At 67.4% G+C, this 18797-nt stretch carries 17 protein-coding genes; 13 read left to right on the forward strand and 4 right to left on the reverse strand.

The features are described from left to right. Positions 1–137 precede the first annotated feature (137 nt). The 9 genes from H0523_RS14260 to cyoD all read left to right on the forward strand — a co-directional run bounded on the left by H0523_RS14260 (position 138) and on the right by cyoD (position 7961). Positions 138–755, forward strand: coding sequence for an SCO family protein (locus H0523_RS14260; protein ID WP_054428642.1), 618 nt, complete (start codon positions 138–140; stop codon positions 753–755). A 26-nt stretch (positions 756–781) separates the two neighbouring features. Next, positions 782–1273 carry a copper chaperone PCu(A)C gene (locus H0523_RS14265; RefSeq protein WP_054428643.1) on the forward strand — a complete coding sequence of 164 codons (492 nt, stop codon included), beginning with the start codon at positions 782–784 and terminating at the stop codon, positions 1271–1273. Positions 1274–1522: 249 nt separating this feature from the next. Beyond that, positions 1523–1906 (forward strand): DUF4148 domain-containing protein, encoded by a 384-nt coding sequence (locus H0523_RS14270; protein WP_054428644.1) that lies wholly within the window; start codon positions 1523–1525, stop codon positions 1904–1906. Between the two features lie 182 nt (positions 1907–2088). Next, positions 2089–3291, forward strand: a complete 1203-nt coding sequence (locus H0523_RS14275) for an ATP-binding protein (RefSeq protein WP_054428645.1) — start codon at positions 2089–2091, stop codon at positions 3289–3291. 1 nt (position 3292) lies between these two features. Further along, a complete protein-coding gene (locus tag H0523_RS14280) occupies positions 3293–3847 on the forward strand; it encodes a response regulator transcription factor (RefSeq protein ID WP_369815877.1) in 555 nt (184 codons plus the stop codon). Positions 3848–4105: 258 nt separating this feature from the next. Next, a complete protein-coding gene (cyoA, locus tag H0523_RS14285; protein ID WP_054428646.1) occupies positions 4106–5017 on the forward strand; it encodes a ubiquinol oxidase subunit II in 912 nt (303 codons plus the stop codon). Continuing rightward, on the forward strand, positions 5017–6993 hold the full coding sequence (gene cyoB / locus H0523_RS14290) for a cytochrome o ubiquinol oxidase subunit I (protein WP_054428647.1): 1977 nt from the start codon (positions 5017–5019) through the stop codon (positions 6991–6993). The genes cyoA and cyoB overlap by 1 nt, the downstream gene beginning before the upstream one ends. A gap of 3 nt (positions 6994–6996) precedes the next feature. Continuing rightward, positions 6997–7611, forward strand: a complete 615-nt coding sequence (gene cyoC / locus H0523_RS14295; RefSeq protein WP_006387443.1) for a cytochrome o ubiquinol oxidase subunit III — start codon at positions 6997–6999, stop codon at positions 7609–7611. Further along, positions 7611–7961 (forward strand): cytochrome o ubiquinol oxidase subunit IV, encoded by a 351-nt coding sequence (gene cyoD, locus H0523_RS14300; RefSeq protein ID WP_006391013.1) that lies wholly within the window; start codon positions 7611–7613, stop codon positions 7959–7961. Before cyoC ends, cyoD begins: the two co-directional genes overlap by 1 nt. 93 nt (positions 7962–8054) lie before the next feature. Here cyoD and H0523_RS14305 read toward each other — a convergent pair whose 3' ends face one another. Further along, positions 8055–10592, reverse strand: a complete 2538-nt coding sequence (locus H0523_RS14305) for an ankyrin repeat domain-containing protein (RefSeq protein WP_306670197.1) — start codon at positions 10590–10592, stop codon at positions 8055–8057. 159 nt (positions 10593–10751) lie between these two features. Between H0523_RS14305 and H0523_RS14310 the strand changes: the two genes are divergently transcribed. Beyond that, positions 10752–11369 carry a nitrogen fixation protein NifQ gene (locus H0523_RS14310; RefSeq protein WP_054428649.1) on the forward strand — a complete coding sequence of 206 codons (618 nt, stop codon included), beginning with the start codon at positions 10752–10754 and terminating at the stop codon, positions 11367–11369. 42 nt (positions 11370–11411) lie between these two features. On the opposite strand, the gene H0523_RS14315 is transcribed toward H0523_RS14310, so the two are convergent. Together H0523_RS14315 and H0523_RS14320 are read right to left on the reverse strand one after the other, a co-directional pair. After that, entirely contained in the window at positions 11412–12545 is a 1134-nt protein-coding gene (locus H0523_RS14315; protein ID WP_156349955.1) for a fimbrial protein, read from the reverse strand. A gap of 140 nt (positions 12546–12685) precedes the next feature. Then, the gene (locus H0523_RS14320; protein WP_054429231.1) at positions 12686–14737 is read right to left on the reverse strand and encodes a TonB-dependent receptor domain-containing protein; all 2052 of its coding nucleotides are present in this window, start codon (positions 14735–14737) and stop codon (positions 12686–12688) included. Between the two features lie 111 nt (positions 14738–14848). Here H0523_RS14320 and H0523_RS14325 point away from each other — a divergent pair, with 111 nt between their 5' ends. From H0523_RS14325 to H0523_RS14335, 3 genes are all read left to right on the forward strand, one after another. Next, on the forward strand, positions 14849–15064 hold the full coding sequence (locus H0523_RS14325) for a SlyX family protein (RefSeq protein ID WP_006391018.1): 216 nt from the start codon (positions 14849–14851) through the stop codon (positions 15062–15064). Positions 15065–15429: 365 nt separating this feature from the next. Beyond that, entirely contained in the window at positions 15430–15789 is a 360-nt protein-coding gene (locus tag H0523_RS14330) for a DUF4148 domain-containing protein (protein ID WP_054428651.1), read from the forward strand. A gap of 194 nt (positions 15790–15983) precedes the next feature. Then, complete coding sequence (locus H0523_RS14335; RefSeq protein WP_054428652.1) at positions 15984–16358, forward strand: hypothetical protein; 375 nt, start codon at positions 15984–15986, stop codon at positions 16356–16358. 95 nt (positions 16359–16453) lie between these two features. Here H0523_RS14335 and H0523_RS14340 read toward each other — a convergent pair whose 3' ends face one another. Next, a complete protein-coding gene (locus H0523_RS14340) occupies positions 16454–18748 on the reverse strand; it encodes an NADP-dependent malic enzyme (protein ID WP_054460425.1) in 2295 nt (764 codons plus the stop codon). Positions 18749–18797 lie beyond the last annotated feature (49 nt).

Consider the following 18797-nt stretch of genomic DNA (forward strand, 5'->3'; position numbering starts at 1 on the left):
CCCGCCCACGTGGCGGCGCCGGTGCAACCGGCCCAAGGGCCGCCGCTGGGCTCGCGCGCCCCGCCCCTCGCCGCCTGACTCCGCTTTCCCGCGCGGCCCCGCCGCGCCCTTGCGAACCGTCAACCGACGAGGCTTTCATGCATTCCCCCCTTTCGCGCGCCCCCGCGGGCGCCGCGCCGGCGCCCGACCGCCACCGGCGCCGGCTGCTCTCGGCCCTGGCCCTGCTGCCGCTGGCCGGCTGCGGCCCCGACGCCCCCAAGCTCAACGGCATGGACCTGACCAGCATGCCCACCGGCGATTTCCAGCTGCGGGACACCGAGGGCCGGCAACGCCAGCTGGCCGACTACCGCGGCAAGACCGTGATGCTGTTCTTCGGCTTCACCCAATGCCCGGACATCTGCCCCACCGCGCTGACCCGCGCGCTGGAGATCAAGAACCTGCTGGGCGCCGATGCCGCCAGGCTGCAGGTGCTGTTCATCACCGTCGATCCCGAGCGCGACACCCCGGAGATCCTGCAGGCCTACATGCAGGCCTTCGACCCCGCGTTCGTCGGCCTGCGCGGCGACGCCGAGCAGACCCGCGCCGCCGCGCAGTCGTTCAAGGTGTTCTACCAGAAGGTCCCGACCGGCTCGTCCTACACCATGGACCACACCGCGCTGACCTACATCATCGACGCCGAAGGCAAGCTGCGCGTGGCCCTGCGCCACCAGCAGAGCGCCGAGGAATGCGTCGCCGACCTGCGCACGGTGATCTGAACCGCCCCCCGATCCAAGGAAATCCCATGAAAATGACCGCCTTCAAATCCCTCGCCGCCGCCGTCGCCCTGGGCGCCCTGACCCTGGTTCAGGCGCCCGCCCTGGCGCAGGACGCCACCCTCAAGGTGGAAGACGCCTGGGTCCGCGCCACGGTGCCCAGCCAGCACGCCACCGGCGTCTTCATGCGCCTGACCTCGTCCGCCCCGGCGCGCCTGGTCGGCGTCGAATCCGACGCCGCCAAGCACGTCGAGGTGCACGAAATGGCGATGCAGGACAACGTCATGAAAATGCGCCAGATCCCCGCCCTCGACCTGCCCGCCGGCCAGCCGGTGGAACTCAAGCCGGGCGGCTACCACGTCATGCTGATCGACCTGGCCAAACAGGTGTCGGCGGGCGACCCGGTGGCGCTGACGCTGGTGGTGGAAGACGCCAACGGCCAGCAGCGCCGCGTGCCGGTGACCGCCACCGCGCGGCCGCTGGCGGGCGGCGCGGCCCCCGCCGCCAAGCATGGACACTGATTAACAGGGACCGTGTCATTGCAAGCGCATTGACACCTGTATTTCAAGCTTGAAATAGCTGTTTGCCTCACAACCCGCGTTTTCTGCAACGCCAAGACGCGCGCCCGGTCGAATCAAGAACACCGGGTGCGCCGTTTTCCTACGCATCCACCGCATTCCCCGCCTCTCAGGAAATCGTCCCCATGCCGCACCGGAGACGACGGCGCGGCCTGCCCCCAGGCCGTTTGCTTTGATTGCCAGGAGCGTTTCATGAAGACCTTGACAGTAACTTTGTTGCTCTGCGCCGGTCTCACCGCCACCGCGGCGGTACAGGCCCAGCAAACCCAGACCATGGCCCCGACCGCCCAGTACAAGCGTGACCTGTACGGCGACTGGCGTGTCAGCTATCCGGCGCCCACGGCCAAGACCTCGGACCAGGTCGCCGCCGAACTCGCCCAGTCCAAGGCCGACGGCCAGTACACCTTCGGCCAGGAAGACTATCCGCCCGCCGTCGCCTCGAACGGCCCTGGGGAAAGCCGCGCCCAGGTCGAGCAGGAACTGCAGACCGCCGAGATGCAGGGCCAGATGGCGTCCGACCAGGAAAGCTATCCGCCGGTGCCGATGGCCCATAGCGGTACGTCCGCCATTCAATAACAGGGACATACCGCAACCTGCGGCCCGTCCTGATTCCTCATACAATGCCAGCACACATCCGCCGCCGGCGGCCTCGCGGGGCCCGGCGGCAGCGCGGCGCCCCACGCCGCGCCGGATGCCAGCGTTCCGCGCAGCCGGACGCCTGATCCGCCGGCGATAGACCGGCAACTCTGTGTCTGGATATGCCCGGTAGTTCCGCCTTTTCCTTCCTGCGTACCCTCTGCAGCCTGCGCTGGCTCGCCATCGCGGGCCAGGCCGCCACCATCCTGGTGGCCAGCAGCGTGCTGGGCCTGGCCCTGCCGCTGGAGCCGCTGTGGATCGGCGTGGGCGTGCTGATCGGCTTCAACGTCTACGCCAGCCTGCGCCTGCGCCACAGCCGCGACCTGTCGCACGCCACCGCCTTCGGCCACCTGCTGGTGGACATGGCCGTGCTGGCCTGGATGGTGGGCTGGAGCGGCGGACTGAGCAATCCGTTCGGCATGATGTTCCTGATCCTCACCGCCCTGGCGGCGCTGGCGCTGCCGCGCAACTGGGCGCTGGCCGCCGCGCTGGCGGGGATCTCCGGCTATTTCGCCGCCGCCATCTTCGGCCAGCCGCTACGCGGCGACGTCAACACCCACACCCTGCTGCTGTGGGGCCTGGGCGCCAACTTCCTGATTTCCGTGGTGGTCGTGCTGGTGTTCACCACCCGCCTGGCCGCCGACCTGCGGGCGCGCGAGCGCGAACTGGCGCGGCTGCGCGAGCGCTTCACCCGCAACGAGGGCATCGTCGCCCTGGCCACCCACGCCGCCGCCATGGCGCACGAACTGAACACCCCGCTGGCCACCATGACCCTGCTGGCCGACGAGATCGCCGCCGAGGTCAAGGAGCCCGACCTCAAGCAGGATGTCGCCACCCTCAGCCAGCTGCTGGCCCTGTGCCGGGAACGCATCCGCAATCTGGCGGTCCCAACCGCCGTGGACCTGGTGCGCGTGGTGGGGCAATGGCGCCTGATCCGGCCGACCATCGACCTGCAGCGCTCGGGCACCCTGCCGGCCAGCCTGCGGGTCGATCCGGCCATCGCCCACCTGCTGCAGGCGCTGCTGAACAACGCGGCCGACGCCGGCGAAGCCGCCAGCGAGCCGCGCGTGGACCTGCATCTGGAGTACGGCTATGGCGCCCTGCGCGGCGAAGTGCGCGACTACGGCGGCGGTTTCGACCCCGACCACACGCTGCTGCCGGCCATCAGTCTGTTCAACAGCGGCAAGCCGGGCGGCCTGGGCGTCGGCCTGGCCCTGTCGCACGCCACCGTCGAGCAGATGGGCGGTGAAATGACCATGACCGCCGCCGATGGTGGCGGCACCCGCATCCGTTTCTATTTGCCTCTCGGCACTCCCGGGACCTGATATGTTGAATCCCACCGATCTTGGCCTGCTGATCGACGACGACGAGCTCTACGTGCGCACCCTGCAGCGCAGCCTGTCGCGCCGCGGCCTGGAAACCCGAACCGCCACCGGCATCGCCGAAGCGCTGCGCGTGGCCGAAGAGATCCGCCCGGCCTTCGCGCTGGTCGACCTGCGCCTGGGCGAAGACTCCGGCCTGACCCTGATCCGTCCCCTTCGCGCCCTGCGCGCCGACATGCGCATCCTGCTGGTCACCGGCTACGCCAGCGTCGCCACCGCGGTCGAGGCCATCAAGCGCGGCGCCGACGACTACCTGCCCAAGCCCGCCACCGCGCCGATGATCCTGCGCACCCTGGGCCTGGTGAAGCCGGAAAGCGTTACGATCGAAAGCACCATGACGCCGCTGCACCGCCTAGAATGGGAGCACATCCACCAGGCCCTGCACGAGACCGGCGGCAACGTCTCGGCCGCCGCCCGCCTGCTGGGCATGCACCGGCGCTCCCTGCAGCGCAAGCTGGCCAAGAAACCGGGGCCGGAACGCGAAGTCCTGGTCGACTGATTGGCGCGGATGCCACACATCGCAACAATCCCCTTTTGTGCAGGTGCGACATATCGTCGCACCCCCACCCTCCCCGCAAAGCCCGCTCCCGCCTGGGAAAACCCTTAACACGGCGCCTTGGGGGCAAAAGCCTGCCGGGCAATGCGACCATTCGTCGCAGCCTTGACCCAAATCAACCCGATAGGATGGACGTTGCTGCCTAGCAGCATTCCAGTCTGCTGCTCCGCAGCATTTCCCACCATCCATCCAAGGCTGTACGTGAAACACCCCCTCCTTGCGACCCTTACGCGCATTTTCGGCGTCGGCGCGGTCATGCTGCTTGGCGGCTGCAACATGGAAATCCTCTCCCCCAAGGGAGACATTGGCGCTCAGGAAAAGACCCTGCTGTTCACGGCAACCGGTCTGATGCTCATCGTGGTGATCCCGGTCATCATCATGATCCTGACGTTTGCCTGGAAATACCGCGCATCCAATACCAAAGCCGACTACCAGCCCAAGTGGGCCCACTCCACGGCGATCGAAGTCGTGGTCTGGACCGTGCCATGTATCATCGTGGCGATCCTCGCCGTGATCACCTGGCGCTCCACGCACGCGCTCGATCCCTACAAGCCGCTCGTCTCCGAGCACAAGCCGGTCACCATCGAGGTGGTGTCGCTGGATTGGAAGTGGCTGTTCATCTACCCCGAGTACGACATCGCCACGGTCAATGAGATCGCGTTCCCGGTCGACGTCCCGGTCAATTTCCGGATCACCTCGGCCTCGGTCATGAACTCGTTCTTCATTCCCCAGCTGGGCAGCCAGATCTACTCGATGGCCGGCATGGAGACCAAGCTGCACCTGAACGCGCGCGAGCCCGGCACCTACGCCGGCATCTCGGCCAACTACAGCGGCGCCGGCTTCTCCGGCATGCGCTTCAAGGCCATCGCCACGTCGCAGGAAGGTTTCGACAACTGGGTCAAGGAAGCCAAGGCTTCGGGCGCCTCGCTGACTCCGGCGGTGTACCAGGAACTGACCAAGCGCAGCGAGCGCAACCCGGTCGTCAAGTACGCCTCGGTGCCGCCGTCCATGTTCGACTACATCCTGGGCAGCACCATGTCCAAGATGGCCGGCGTCGACGATGCCACGTGCACCCCCACGTCGAATAATCTTGTCGCAGGATTGAATCAATAATGTTCGGGAAACTCACCCTAGAGGCCATTCCGTACCATGAACCCATCGTCATGGTTACGCTGGCCGCCGTGTGCCTGGGAGGCCTGGCGGTCTTCGGCGCCGTCACCTACTTCGGCAAGTGGAAGTACCTCTGGACGGAATGGCTGACCTCCGTCGACCACAAGCGCATCGGCGTGATGTACATCATCGTCGCGCTGATCATGCTGCTGCGCGGCTTCGCCGACGCCATCATGATGCGTACCCAGTTGGCCGTCGCCTCGGCCGACTCCGCCGGCTTCCTGCCGCCCCACCACTACGACCAGATCTTCACCGCCCACGGCGTCATCATGATTTTCTTCATGGCGATGCCCTTCATCACCGGGCTGATGAACATCGTGGTGCCGCTGCAGATCGGCGCCCGCGACGTGGCCTACCCGTTCCTGAACTCGCTGAGCTTCTGGCTGTTCGGCGCCGGCGTCGCGCTGATGATGATCTCGCTGTTCGTCGGTGAATTCGCCGCGACCGGCTGGCTCGCCTATCCGCCGCTGTCCGGGCTCGATTACAGCCCAAGTGTCGGGGTCGACTACTACATCTGGGCGCTGCAGATCTCCGGGCTGGGCACAACGCTCAGCGGCATCAACTTCATCGTCACCATCCTGCGCATGCGCGCGCCGGGCATGACCCTGATGAAGATGCCGATCTTCACCTGGACCTCGCTGGTCACCAACGTCCTGATCGTGGCCGCCTTCCCGGTGCTGGCCGCCACGCTGGCGCTGCTGACCGCCGACCGCTACCTGGGCACGCACTTCTTCACGAACGACATGGGCGGCAACGTCATGATGTACGTGAACCTGATCTGGATCTGGGGCCACCCCGAGGTCTACATCCTGGTGCTGCCGGCCTTCGGCGTGTACTCCGAAGTGGTCGCCACGTTCGCCCGCAAGACCCTGTTCGGCTACAAGTCCATGGTCTACGCCACGGCCGCCATCGGCGTGCTGTCGTTCCTGGTCTGGCTGCACCACTTCTTCACCATGGGCGCGGGGGCCAACGTCAACGCGTTCTTCGGCATTGCCACAATGATCATCTCGATCCCGACGGGCGCGAAGATATTCAACTGGCTGTTCACCATCTACCGCGGCCGCCTGCGCATCACCACGCCGGTGCTGTGGACGCTGGGCTTCATGCTGGTGTTCGTCATCGGCGGCATGACCGGCGTGATGCTGGCCATCCCCGGCGTGTCGTTCGTGCTGCACAACAGCCTGTTCCTGATCGCCCACTTCCACAACACCATCATCGGTGGCGTGGTGTTCGGTTGCATCGCCGGCATGACCTACTGGTTCCCCAAGGCTTTCGGCTTCAAACTGAACGAACGCCTGGGCCGCTACTCGTTCTACTGCTGGTTCGTCGGCTTCTTCCTGGCCTTCATGCCCCTGTACATCCTGGGCTTCAAGGGCATGACGCGTCGCCTGAACCACTACGACAACCCCGAATGGCAGCCCTACCTGCTGGTCGCGCTGGCCGGCGCCGCGCTGATCATGCTGGGCATCTGGTTCCTGCTGCAGCAAGTGTTCGTGTCCGTGCGCCAGCGCAAGCAGAACCAGGACATCACCGGCGATCCCTGGGATGGCCGCACCCTGGAATGGTCGATCTCGTCGCCCGCGCCTTTCTACAACTTCGCCCATGTTCCTCACGTCGATGAACTGGACCAGTTCTGGGAAGACAAGCAGAGCGGCAAGGCCTACAAGCGCCCGGCCAAGTACGAAGACATCCACATGCCGAAGAACACCGCCGCCGGCGTCTTCATCGGCGCGTTCGGCCTGGTCATGTGCTTTGCCCTGATCTGGCACATCTGGTGGCTGTCGATCGTCGGTTTCGTCGGCATGATCGGTTCGTTCATCGTCCGCGCCTATGACCGCGACGTCGACTACTGGGTCCCGGCCGCGGAAGTCGAACGCATCGAAAACGCCCACTTTGAAAAAATGCAGAAGGCCGCCTGAGCCATGATTCAAGCCGTAGCCACTCACCCCCACGCGGGTCACGACGATCACGCGCACCATGACGATGGATCCAAGACCGTTTTCGGTTTCTGGGTCTACCTCATGAGCGACTTGCTGATCTTTTCGGTGCTGTTCGCGACGTTCGCGGTGCTGGCCAACGCCACCGCGGGCGGCCCCACCGGCAAGGAACTGTTCGACCTGAAGTTCGTGCTGGTCGAAACCCTGTTGCTGCTGTTCTCGAGCTTCACTTTCGGCATGGCCAACCTGAACGTCCACGCCAACAACAAGAGCCGCGCAATCGGCTGGTTGATGGTCACGTTCCTGTTCGGCGCGGGCTTCATCGCGATGGAAGTCTATGAATTCCATCACCTGATCACCGAAGGCGCGGGCCCCGGCCGCAGCGCCTACCTGTCGGCGTTCTTCACGCTGATCGGCACGCACGGCCTGCACGTGACGTTCGGCCTGATCTGGATCGTCGTCATGATCGACATGATCCGCCGCCATGGCCTGGACTCGATCAACAAGCGTCGTCTGGCGTGCCTGAGCCTGTTCTGGCACTTCCTGGACATCGTCTGGATCTGCGTCTTCACCTTCGTCTATCTTCTGGGAGCCCTCTGATGTCGCACTCCGCTGCGGCCGCACACGGCCACGACGATCACGCCGCCGACCACGGCACCGTGAAGTCCTACATCATCGGTTTCGTGCTTTCGCTCCTGCTCACCTTCGGCTCGTTCGGCCTGGTGATGAGCGGCGCGCTGTCCCACACCATCACCATCATCGGCGTGGTGGCGCTGTGCGTGCTCCAGCTGCTGGTGCAGCTGGTGTACTTCCTGCACATGGGCGCTTCGAAATCGGCCCGCGACAACCTGGCCACGTTCGTCTTCACCGTGATGATCATCGCCATCATCGTCGGGGGTTCGGCCTGGGTGCTGTACAACATGAACGTCAACATGGGCCACGCCATGTAAGACCCGTCATTCGATGACGACAGACAGGCGCCGCGAGGCGCCTGTTTTTTTTTGGCGGGCCGCGCCCGCAACCGGGCGGACATGGCCCGAGGCTCAGCCCGGCGCCTTCACCGTCAGCGTCACGCCGGCGCGCTGCGCCAGTTCACGTGCGCTGACCCCGACGAACGGCTGCACCCGCGCGCCCTGCTCCAGGTCGCAGGCCGGCGCCCGGGCCGCGCCATCCAGCACCTGCCGCAAGGCCCGCGCGGCCGACGGCCCCAGCGGCCCGTTGTCGCCCAGCTTCCAGGCCAGCATGTCCGCCACCGCCATGCCGCAGCGCGCCGGCGTGGCGTACAGGCCGGCGTCATGCTCCAGCAGCATGCGCGCCTTGGCATCGTTGCCCAGCCGCAGCATGATGACCAGGGGCAAGGCGTCCGCGTCCACCACGCCGCGCAGCCGCAGTTCGCCGTCGCTGCGATCCGACGGATTGGCGCCCGCCTGCAACCAGGCCAGGTACAGATCGTCGGGCAGCCAGGGCAGCGACAACGGCGCGACATCGCGGCGGGTCACGCCCGAGGGGTTGCCGTCATAGGCCAGCGGCGCCCCCGCCGCCAGCAGCCGCTCGGCGGTGGCGCGCAAGCGCGCGCGCAGGCCGTCCCATTGCGGGCCATTGCCTTGCGCGTCGGCGCGGTTCTCGACCTCGTTCCATTGCCGCAGCAGGCTCGACAGCGGCGCCGCCGTCAGCGGCGCGCGCGGCTTGCCGGCGGCGGCCTGCGCCAGGCGGTCCACCAGTTCCGGCGACATCTGCCGCGCCGCCAGGCTCAGGGCCTCGTCCATGCCGGCGCGCTGCTGGCCGCCCTTCGGCCCATAGCCGCCCACCGTCGGGTCGGCGCCGCGCGCCAGCGCGAACGCCACGCGCTCGGACACCGGATACACGGTCTGCGGCGAGAGCTCGCCGCTGGGCGACTCGCGCAGCGCTTCCAGCAACGGCGTTTCCCACATGGCCTGGTCGCCGTAATACATGCGGATGTAGACGGCATTGATGTCCGCCCCCTTGGCCAGCAGCTTGTCGGCGAACCAGAACTTCGACGGGCTGCCCATGGCCGCGTGCAGCACCGAGCGGCCGCTCTTGTCGCGGCCGTTCGGGTTGGCGCCCTTGGCCAGCAGGTAGTCGAGCGTGTCCTTGTCCTCGGCCGAGTACGACACCCGCCGCAGCAGCAGCGGCGTGCCATTCGAGTCGGGCGCCTCCAGCGAAGCGCCGGCGGCGATCAGGACGTCGGCCAACGCATAGCGCTCGGCCGCCGGGCGGCTGTCGCCCGACGGCGGCAGGGCCGCGGCCAGCAGCGGCGCGCCGCGATTGGGACCGTCAACCTTGGCGCCGGCCGCCAGCAACGCCCGCACCATCCCGGGCTGGCGGCCATAGGTGGCGGCGCTGAGCGCCGACACGCCGTACTCGTTGACGCCGCTCGGATCCTGGCCGCCGCGCAGTTCGGCGCGCACCGCGTCCAGGTCGCCCGCGCGGATGGCCTCGAAGATCGCCAGCCGAGGCCGGCACGCCGCGGCATCCAGCGTCCTGGCGTCCAGGGCAGCGCCGATACGGGCGGCCACGTTCGCCGGCATCGCTTCGCCCGCCGCCAGGCGGCGCGAGCAGTATTGGCGGAAGTCCTCCCGCGCCAGCGTCTCGTAATAGTCGCGCAGTTCGCGCTGCCGGTCGCGCAACTTGAGGCGCGCATCGGCGCGGTTCAGGTAGGCCGGCGTGCGCGCCGGGTCGCGGCGCAGCACCTCGCCCAGCACCCGCTCCGCTTCGGCCAGCTCGCCGCCCCGGCCCGACTCGCCCAGCCAGAAGCCATAGTCGTTCAACGCGGTCAGCGCCTCGGCGTCCTTGCCCGCCGGGTCGATCTCGCGATAGTCGTGTTCCAGCATGAAGCGCCGCAGGTCCGCCAGCGCGCGGCCGAACTCGGCGGCCTTGGCGCGCGGGATGGCACGCACCGCCTGGTGCAAGGCGCGAAACGCGACCGGCACATCGCCCGCCGGCCGCGTCTCGAAGCGCACGTCCGCGGGCCACGCCGGCAAGCGGCTCGGATACCCCGCCAGCGCCGGCTTGAGCGTGGCCAGCGCCTGCGCGCGGCGCGTCTCGTCCCAGGGCTGGTCGGCCGTCGCCACCACCCGTGCGGCATCGGCCTGCACGCGGATCACGGCCCCGGAGGCATCCACCAGGAAGCCATCGGCGCGGCCCTCGGCGGCATCGGGATAGGTGTAGGTCACCCAATAGAAGACCTGGCCGTCGCGGGGCGCCGTGACACTGACATTTTCCGCGCGGTCGGCGCGCCACGCCGCCGGGTCGATCACCAGCGCCCGCGAACGGAACGCCAGCTCGGACGGCGAGCCCGCGCCGCCCGGCCGCAGATAGCGATACAGGAACAGGCGGTTTTCCAGCTGGCCGACCAGCAAGGCGTCCTTGGCATTTTCAGTGCCCCAGACACGGCGCTCGGGCTCGCGCAGCGGATAGCGGCCCAGCCGCATGGCCTCGATGGCGGCGCCGATGTCGTGCGCCGCGACGGGCGGCGGCGCGGACATGGCGAACAGGCCGGCCAGCGCCAGCGCAACGGCGCCGAAACGGCGGGGAACCGCAAGAGGGGCAAGACGGGACATCGTGGGGACCTGTAATGGGAAGCGGGCCGATGATACCGCCCCATCTGTCCGCCGCCGCGCCCGATGCCGGCGGCTTTGACACATCGCAGAAAGGGTCATCCCCCCTTCGTTATATATTTCAGCATATAACGATTCCTTCAAATCTTGCCTTGAACCGCCATGGATGCCGTCCTGACCGCCGCCCCGCCCGCCCGGGACATCGATGCCCTGACCTGTAGCCTGCTGGAGCAGGCCGTGCCCGGCCATCCCGACACCCGCTTTTTCGCGACGGTGATCGGCAAGAGCCTGGCGCATCGCGACCTGGCCCGCACCGGCCTGTCGCCGACCGAACTGGCCGAAGTGCTGGCCAACCTGTTCCCTGGCGCGCAGGCCGGCTCCGCGCCGGCCTATGCCAACCTGCGGGCGCAACTGCTGGCTTACGCGGCGCGCGGCCTGGCCAGCCCGCAAGCGGATTTCACGCGGCTGCTGCGCGTGCTGCTCGACGCCTGTAGCGGCCAGGCCTCGACCACCGCCTGGGTCACCAGCGTGCTGGCGCAAGCCTGCCTGCGCCCCGACCACCTGTGGCGCGACCTGGGCCTGAACGGACGCGAGGACGTCACCGCGCTGCTGACGCGCCACTATCCCGGCCTGGTGGCGCGCAACACGCAAAATCTGCGCTGGAAGAAGTTCCTGGCGTATTCCGCGTTCGAGCATGCCGGCCAGCCCGCCGCCGCCGCGCCCGGCTGTGCGGACTGCGAGGACCATGGGTTCTGCTATGGGGATGGCGGCCGGCGTTGAGCCGGCGCTTGAGGGCGCGCGGCGCCTGCGCCCTGCGCCGGCTCAGAACCAGGTTAGCTTGACGAGCACCTGCGCGCTGTAGCTACCGGTCTTCAGCTCGGCGCCAGTCCGTTCGAGATGCGCCGTGTACGCCTGGGTCGCTGACAATTTGGTGCCGTACAGTGTCGGGCCTGCATTGCCGACGTAACGGACATCTGATATGCCGTACTGATCCATCGGAACGGGACCGAACTTGACCTGCTGGTTGGCGGCATTGGTGATGGTCAGTTTCAGGCCGTTCTCCTGACCATTGGCATTCTTCAGGAAAATCTCCCGGTCGAAAATATCCGTGCGTTCGCCGCTTTGCGGCAGGAATGACACGACAGTAGGCAAGAAGAACCCGTCCAGGGGATTGCTGGAAGCCGGCGGGCCTGTCAGCGACTCCAACCCCGGGCAGGCCGCCGGACTATTGATGCGCGCCGTCAGATTGAACGGCTTGGCCTGCGGCAACTTGCCGTTGTAGCTTGCCGTCGTCAACACCGTGTCGAATGTGACCGTGTTATCGACATTGACCGAGCCGACGCAGGAGGGGACATGCTGGAAACGCGAGGGCGTGGTGTTCAAGAAAATGCCAGGCGCCGTCAAGGAGCTTTCATCCGCGACCAACTTGAACGCATGCGTGGCGGGTAGGAACGCACGCAGGGGCTTCAAGACCCTCTGTTCCAAATTCAGAACCATGAGGATGCGCCCGATGCGTTCGCCGGTATCCCCCAGGTAAGGCTCATCGACACTGAAGTAGGGTAAGTACGTCGGATACAAGGGATCCGGGCTCCATTGCCCCTTAAAAAGGCTGTCGTAAACGATTGACAGCCTCAACGAGGCTTCTCTCAGGGAGTTCCTGATCGGCTCATAGTCGCCAAGGACCACGAGCGCCACCCGCTTCGGAGTCGTGGCATTGTTGAAACAGCGATACCTGAACTCATAGCTCTTGCTGATGTAAATAATGGAGCCGCCGGGCAACTGGCGATCAAGATCGAAACTGACCGACGGCGGTATTTGGAACGTCACGGTGTCGCCACCATCGAGCAATCTGCATCCTTGCACACCCGCTTGCGCATGCCCCAGCCTCGGCAACAGCGCAAGGACAGCAACCAGCCCCGCGATCCAGGCGCGTGGCCCCTTCAGTCTTGCAGCCACGATCGATGCTCCCGGATGATCAGAATGTAAAAACTATTTTATCGGTCACCCCTAAAGCCTCGACCCGGCAAACCGTCCGACATTTCGGCCTGCCCTCGTTCCCGGCGCGCGCGCCGCGGCGTCCCGCGCCAGCGCCTGCCTCAATAGCGATACGTCGCCCCCAGCCCCACGCCCACGCCGCGTCCCGGCGCCGGTTCGTAGTAGCGGCCGTTGCTCTCGTTGACGATGACCGATCCGGCATAGCGCCGGTCGAACAGGTTGTCGACCCGCGCATGGGCGCGCCATTCCCACGGCCCCGCCTGTTTCACGTAGCCGGCGGACAACGCCGCCACGACATAGCCCGGCGCGACCGCGTCGTTGGCATCGTTGGCGTACAGGCGGCTCAGGTAGCGGGCCTCGATGCCCGCCTGCCACCCCTGCGGCGGCGCCCAGCCGACCGAGGCGTAGGCCGACTGCCGCGCGATGCCCGGGATGCGGTTGCCGGCGCGGATGTCGCCGCCGCCGTCGTCGCGGTAGCGCGCATCGAGCCAGGTGTACGCCAGCTGCGCGCGCCAATGGCCGGCGAATCCGGCGGACCAGCCCAGCTCCACGCCGTCGCGGCGCGTGCGGCCGGCGTTGCGGAACGTGACGCGGCCGCCCGTGCTGCCGGCCGAGACGATTTCGTTTTCGGTCGACACATGGAACACCGCGGCGGTCAGTTGGCCGCCGGCCAGGCCGGTCTTCACGCCGGCTTCGGCATGGGTGCTAAGCGCCGGCGCCAGCGCGAAATTCAGGCCGGGCAGGCCGCCCGGCCGGTACGACAGTTCATTGAGCGTCGGGGTTTCGAAACCCCGGCCGTACGAGGCATACAGGCTGGTCCGCGCATCGGGCTGGTAGCGCACCGCGGCCACCGGCAGCGCGCGGCGGTAGCGCGCGTCGCCGCTGTCATCGCCATTGCCGGGCGCGACATAGTGGTCGCGCGAGCGGAAGTCCACCGTGCTGTAGCGCAGGCCGGCGTCCAGCGTCCAGCGCGGCGCGACCCGCCACGAGGCCTGCAGGTAGGGATCGGCGTTGTAGACCGTGTTGGTTTCGTCTCGCCGCAGCGCGCCCTGCACGCCAAGCTGGCGGCTGGCGCCCTCGCCCGTGAAGTTCTGGTAGCCCTTGCGGTTCTCGCGCATGGTGTCGTAGGCAAAGCCGCCGACCAGGGTCAGCGGCCGCTGCGCCGGCCCCAGCTCCGAGGTCCAGCGCAGATCGGCGCCGCCATAGCGGCGCCGCAGGTCGATCACGCCGCCCGCCTGGGTCGGCGCCGCCTGCGCCGCGGGCGGGATGGCCTGGAACTGGGTGGTGTCGCGCTGGCCGTAGTACAGCATCAGGCGCAAGGTGTTGGCGCCGTCGACGTGGCGTTCGTAGACCAGTCCGCCCTGCGTCTGGCGCACGGTCTTGCGGGTGTCGTACTGCGCGGCCAGGTCGGCGCTGCGCGGCGCGTCCTGGAACTGCGCGTAGGTCAGGCCGAGCGGGTCCTGCGCCGTCAGGTCGACGCTGTTGGCCACGATCGTCAAATGGCTGGCGTCGTCCAGCCGCACCCCCAGCCTGGCGTTGCCCAGGTTCTTGCGCGCCGCGCCGTGGTCGCGGTAGCCGTCGGTGGTCATGCGCGACAGATCGAGCACGTAGTCCAGGTCGCCGGACGTGCCCGAGGCCTTGGCGCCGTAGCGCCAGGTGTGGTCGCTGCCGGCCCAGGCCGACGCGCCGATTTCGGACGGCACCGCCCCGTCCTCGGTATAGGCCAGGATCACGCCGCCCGAGGAATTGCCGTACAGCGCCGAGAACGGGCCGCGCAGCACCTCGACCCGGCCAAGCGAGCCGATGTCGATGTTGGAGGTCTGGCCCTGCCCGTCGGGCATGGTGGCCGGGATGCCGTCCACATACAGCCGCACCCCGCGCACGCCGAACGTGGAGCGCGCGCCGAAGCCGCGGCTGGACAGCTGCAGATCCTGCGCGTAGTTCTGCCGGTTCTGGATCTGCAGGCCCGGCACGCCCGCCAGGCCCTCGGACAGGTTGATGCCCGGCTGGGCGCGGCGCATCTCCGCGCCCTCGACGATGTCCACCGAGGCCGGGGTTTCCAGGGGCGACGCGCCCAGGCGGGTGCCGCTCACCACGACCGGCGCCAGTTGCGGCGCCTGCGATTCGGCCATGGCGGCCACGGCCGGCGCCATGCCGAGCAGGCTGTGCAGGATCGGGCGGGCCAACACGCCACGGCGGCGTCGTGCGTCGGTCAATCGGATCTCCTTGCGCGCGGGTCGCGGGGAATGGGTTCTAATACTCCCATGGAAAACTCGCAAGACATCGAACGCCGGCTGCTGGACCTGGAAGTCAAGGCCAGTTTCGCCGACGACCTGCTGGAACAGCTGAACCAGATCATCGTGCGCCAGCAACAACAGATCGACCGCCTGCAACGCGAGGTGGCCGACCTGCGCCAGCAGGCGCCCGAGGGCGCGGCGCCGTTCCGCAGCCTGCGCGACGAACTGCCGCCGCACTACTGATCCCGGCCGCGGGCGGCCGCCCGGCCGCTCCAGGGCGCCCCGTCGCTCCCGTCTGCCCCAACGCCCCCACCCGCCACAGCTCGCCCGGCCTGCCCGGATCGCCTGCCGCCTGTTGCCGGCATCGTGCCATTCCCCCCTGCTCCACGCCGCGCCCCAGCAAGGCGTTACGCCGGCTATCGCTGCCATTGATGGCGACTAATTGCTCGAAATTACTTATTCCTTCCATTTATGGAAAGATCTTTTACCGATATACGGGTTTATCCCTAGTGATATCCGGCGCACTATAGAGCCATCGGGAAACAACAACGAACTACGACGGATAGGCCGCCGATTCGCTCCCCGGCTTCTGAAATCGGAGATTCACCATGAAAAAGACCCTTGCCACCGCTTTGCTGATGTCCCTGGCCGCCCTGAGCGCCGGCGCCTACGCCTCGCAGAACATCGAACCGAACAACGTGCCCTTCCAGGGCGTCTACGGCACCCCGTATGAAGGCCCGACCCGTGCCCAGGTGCAGGCGGAACTCGCCGCCGCCAAGGCCGCTGGCCAGGTCTCGAACGTCGAACCCAACGACATGCCGTTCCAGGGCGTGTACGGCGCCCCCCAATCGGGCGTGACCCGCGCCCAGGTGGAAGCCGAACTGGCCGCCGCCAAGGCCGCCGGCCAGGTCTCGAACGTCGAACCCAACGACATGCCGTTCTCGGGCGCCTACCACCGCGCCAACTGAGTCGGCGCCGATCGATTTACCCCTCCCCTTGTTGTACCTTGGCCGCCCCTGCCGGGCGGCTTTTTTTGCGTGTGCGCAAGCCGCGGCCCCTGGCCGCGGGCGGATCGAGACAAGACGCCGACGCTTCGCGTACCATCGGTCCTGACCATCAATGGGCTGCCCGCGCGGCCCTGACAACAACGAGGGAGTCCGCAATGAAAACCATCCGTCTCATCGCTTTCGCACTCGCCGCCGGCGTCGCGTCCGGGCCGGTCCTGGCGGCGCCCGCCGTCATGTTGAACAACGCCCTCATCACGCAGATCTCAAAGGCCGACAAACCGGCCTTCCACGAGGCGGTGGCGCAAGCGCTGAACAGCGCCGCCGACGGCCAGAGCGTGAACTGGTCCAGCACGCCCAAGCGCAAGGCCGCGCCGATCACGGCCAAGATCACGCCGTTGCAGACCAGCACGGCGGGCGATCGCACCTGCCGTCTGCTGGAAGGCGATTTCGCGCGCACCAGCACCACCGAAACCTGGAAGTTCTGGTTCTGCAAGCAGCCCGACGGCACCTGGAAGGCCAGCGCCAACTGAGCCGCCGGCCGGCTTTGCCGGCAATGAAAAACGCCCGCTTCATCATGCGATGAAGCGGGCGTTTTGCCTTGCGGTCGCGCGCGACCGCGCGGCGATCAGGCTTCGACGCGGTTGGCGTCCAGCACCGTCAGGGCCGTCATGTTGATGATGCGGCGCACGGTCGAGCTGGAGGTCAGGATGTGCACCGGCGCGTTGGCGCCCAGCAGGATCGGACCGACCGCGACGTTGCCGCCGGCCGCCGTCTTGAGCAGGTTGTAGGCGATGTTGCCGGCATCCACGTTCGGACACACCAGCAGGTTGGCCTCGCCCTTGAGCGTCGAGGACGGCAGGATGCGCAGGCGCAGGGCTTCGTCCAGCGCGCAGTCGCCGTGCATCTCGCCATCGATCTCCAGTTCCGGCGCGGCTTCGCGCACCAGTTCCAGCGCGCGGCGCATCTTGGCGCCGGAAGCCGAGCTGCCCGAGCCGAAGTTCGAGCGCGACAGCAGCGCCACCTTCGGCGCGAGGAACATGCGGCCCACTTCGCGGGCGGCGGCGATGGTGAACTCGGCGATCTGCTCGGCGGTGGGTTCGTCGTTGACGTGCGTGTCCACCAGCACCACCGTGCGCTCGTTGAGCAGCAGGATGTTCATGGCGGCGTAGACGTTGGCGCCGGGGCGGCGGCCGATCACTTCGTCGACGAAGCGCAGGTGGTCGTGGTACGCGCCGACCGTGCCGCAGACCATGCCGTCGGCGTCGCCCAGGTGCACCATCATCGCGCCGATCAAGGTCAGGCGGCGGCGCATTTCGACGCGCGCCATTTCCTTGGTGATGCCGCGGCGGCACATCAGTTCCCAATACGTGGTCCAGTACTGGTGGAAGCGCTCGTCGTATTCCGGGTTGGTGACCTCGACATCCTCGCCCAGGCGCAGGCGCAGGCCGAACTTCTCGATGCGCGACAGCAGCACGGCGGGACGGCCGACCAGGATCGGGCGGGCCACGCCTTCGTCGACGATGACCTGCACCGCGCGCAGCACGCGTTCGTCTTCGCCCTCGGTGAAGACGATGCGCGACTTGCCGCCGTTGCGCACGATGCGCTTGGCCGCGGAGAACAGCGGCTTCATGAAGGCGCCGGAGTGGTACACGAACTGCTGCAGCTGCTCTTCGTAGGCTTCCAGGTCGGCCAGCGGACGCGTGGCCACGCCGCCTTCCATGGCGGCCTTGGCCACCGCCGGCGCGATGCGCACGATCAGGCGCGGATCGAAGGGCTTGGGAATCAGGTACTCGGGGCCGAACGAGATGTCGTAGGTGCCGTAGGCGGCGGCCACCACTTCGTTCTGCTCTTCCTCGGCCAGCTCGGCGATGGCATACACCGCCGCCTTTTCCATTTCACGCGTGATGGTGGTGGCGCCCACATCCAGCGCGCCGCGGAAGATGTACGGGAAGCACAGCACGTTGTTGACCTGGTTCGGGTAGTCCGAACGGCCGGTCGCCATGACGACGTCGTCGCGCACGCCGTGCGCCACTTCCGGCAGGATTTCCGGGGTGGGGTTGGCCAGCGCCAGGATCAGCGGGCGCGGCCCCATCTTGGCCACCATCTCGGGCTTGAGCACGCCGCCAGCCGACAGGCCCAGGAACACATCCGCGCCCTCGATCACCTCGGCCAGCTTGCGGGCGTCGGTCTTCTGCATGAAGCGCGCCTTGTCCGGGTCCATCAGCACGGTGCGGCCTTCATAGACCACGCCCTCGATGTCGGTGACCCAGATGTTTTCCAGCGGCAGGCCCAGGTCCACCATCAGGTCCAGGCAGGCCAGCGCGGCCGCGCCGGCGCCGGAGGTCACGACCTTGACCTTGTCGATCTGCTTGCCCACGACCTTCAGGCCGTTGATGAACGCGGCGGAAACGGTGATGGCGGTGCCGTGCTGGTCGTCATGGAAGACGGGGATCTTCATGCGCTCGCGCAGCTTGCGCTCGACCGTGAAGCACTCGGGCGCCTTGATGTCTTCGAGGTTGATGCCGCCGAAGGTCGGCTCCAGGCCGGCGATGATCTCGACCAGCTTGTCCGGATCGGTTTCGTTGATCTCGATGTCGAACACGTCCAGGCCGGCGAATTTCTTGAACAGCACCGCCTTGCCTTCCATCACCGGCTTGGAGGCCAGCGCGCCGATGTTGCCCAGGCCCAGCACCGCGGTGCCGTTGGAGATCACGCCGACCAGGTTGCCGCGGCCGGTGTAGCGGAACACATTGGCCGGATCCGTCACGATTTCTTCGCAGGCCGCCGCCACGCCGGGCGAATACGCCAGGGCCAGGTCACGCTGGTTGGTGAGCGGCTTGGACGCCACGACGGAGATCTTTCCCGGGGTGGGAAACTCGTGGTAGTCCAGAGCGGCCTGGCGGTCTGCTTGCGAATTCATGGGGCGGCGCCTCCTAGTCTTGAATAGGGAAAATTCTAGGGCCGCAGGC

It is taken from the genome of Achromobacter insuavis, from assembly GCF_902859645.1.
Taxonomy (GTDB): Bacteria; Pseudomonadota; Gammaproteobacteria; order Burkholderiales; family Burkholderiaceae_B; genus Achromobacter; species Achromobacter insuavis.

Bases quoted from the DNA above. Each gene is read 5' to 3' on its own strand.
- H0523_RS14260 (WP_054428642.1), top strand. From the start codon at position 138: ATGCATTCCCCCCTTTCGCGCGCCCCCGCGGGCGCCGCGCCGGCGCCC.
- H0523_RS14265 (WP_054428643.1), top strand. From the start codon at position 782: ATGAAAATGACCGCCTTCAAATCCCTCGCCGCCGCCGTCGCCCTGGGC.
- H0523_RS14270 (WP_054428644.1), top strand. From the start codon at position 1,523: ATGAAGACCTTGACAGTAACTTTGTTGCTCTGCGCCGGTCTCACCGCC.
- H0523_RS14275 (WP_054428645.1), top strand. From the start codon at position 2,089: ATGCCCGGTAGTTCCGCCTTTTCCTTCCTGCGTACCCTCTGCAGCCTG.
- H0523_RS14280 (WP_369815877.1), top strand. From the start codon at position 3,293: ATGTTGAATCCCACCGATCTTGGCCTGCTGATCGACGACGACGAGCTC.
- cyoB (WP_054428647.1), top strand. From the start codon at position 5,017: ATGTTCGGGAAACTCACCCTAGAGGCCATTCCGTACCATGAACCCATC.
- cyoC (WP_006387443.1), top strand. From the start codon at position 6,997: ATGATTCAAGCCGTAGCCACTCACCCCCACGCGGGTCACGACGATCAC.
- cyoD (WP_006391013.1), top strand. From the start codon at position 7,611: ATGTCGCACTCCGCTGCGGCCGCACACGGCCACGACGATCACGCCGCC.
- H0523_RS14305 (WP_306670197.1), bottom strand. From the start codon at position 10,592: ATGTCCCGTCTTGCCCCTCTTGCGGTTCCCCGCCGTTTCGGCGCCGTT.
- H0523_RS14310 (WP_054428649.1), top strand. From the start codon at position 10,752: ATGGATGCCGTCCTGACCGCCGCCCCGCCCGCCCGGGACATCGATGCC.
- H0523_RS14320 (WP_054429231.1), bottom strand. From the start codon at position 14,737: ATGGCGCCGGCCGTGGCCGCCATGGCCGAATCGCAGGCGCCGCAACTG.
- H0523_RS14325 (WP_006391018.1), top strand. From the start codon at position 14,849: ATGGAAAACTCGCAAGACATCGAACGCCGGCTGCTGGACCTGGAAGTC.
- H0523_RS14330 (WP_054428651.1), top strand. From the start codon at position 15,430: ATGAAAAAGACCCTTGCCACCGCTTTGCTGATGTCCCTGGCCGCCCTG.
- H0523_RS14335 (WP_054428652.1), top strand. From the start codon at position 15,984: ATGAAAACCATCCGTCTCATCGCTTTCGCACTCGCCGCCGGCGTCGCG.
- H0523_RS14340 (WP_054460425.1), bottom strand. From the start codon at position 18,748: ATGAATTCGCAAGCAGACCGCCAGGCCGCTCTGGACTACCACGAGTTT.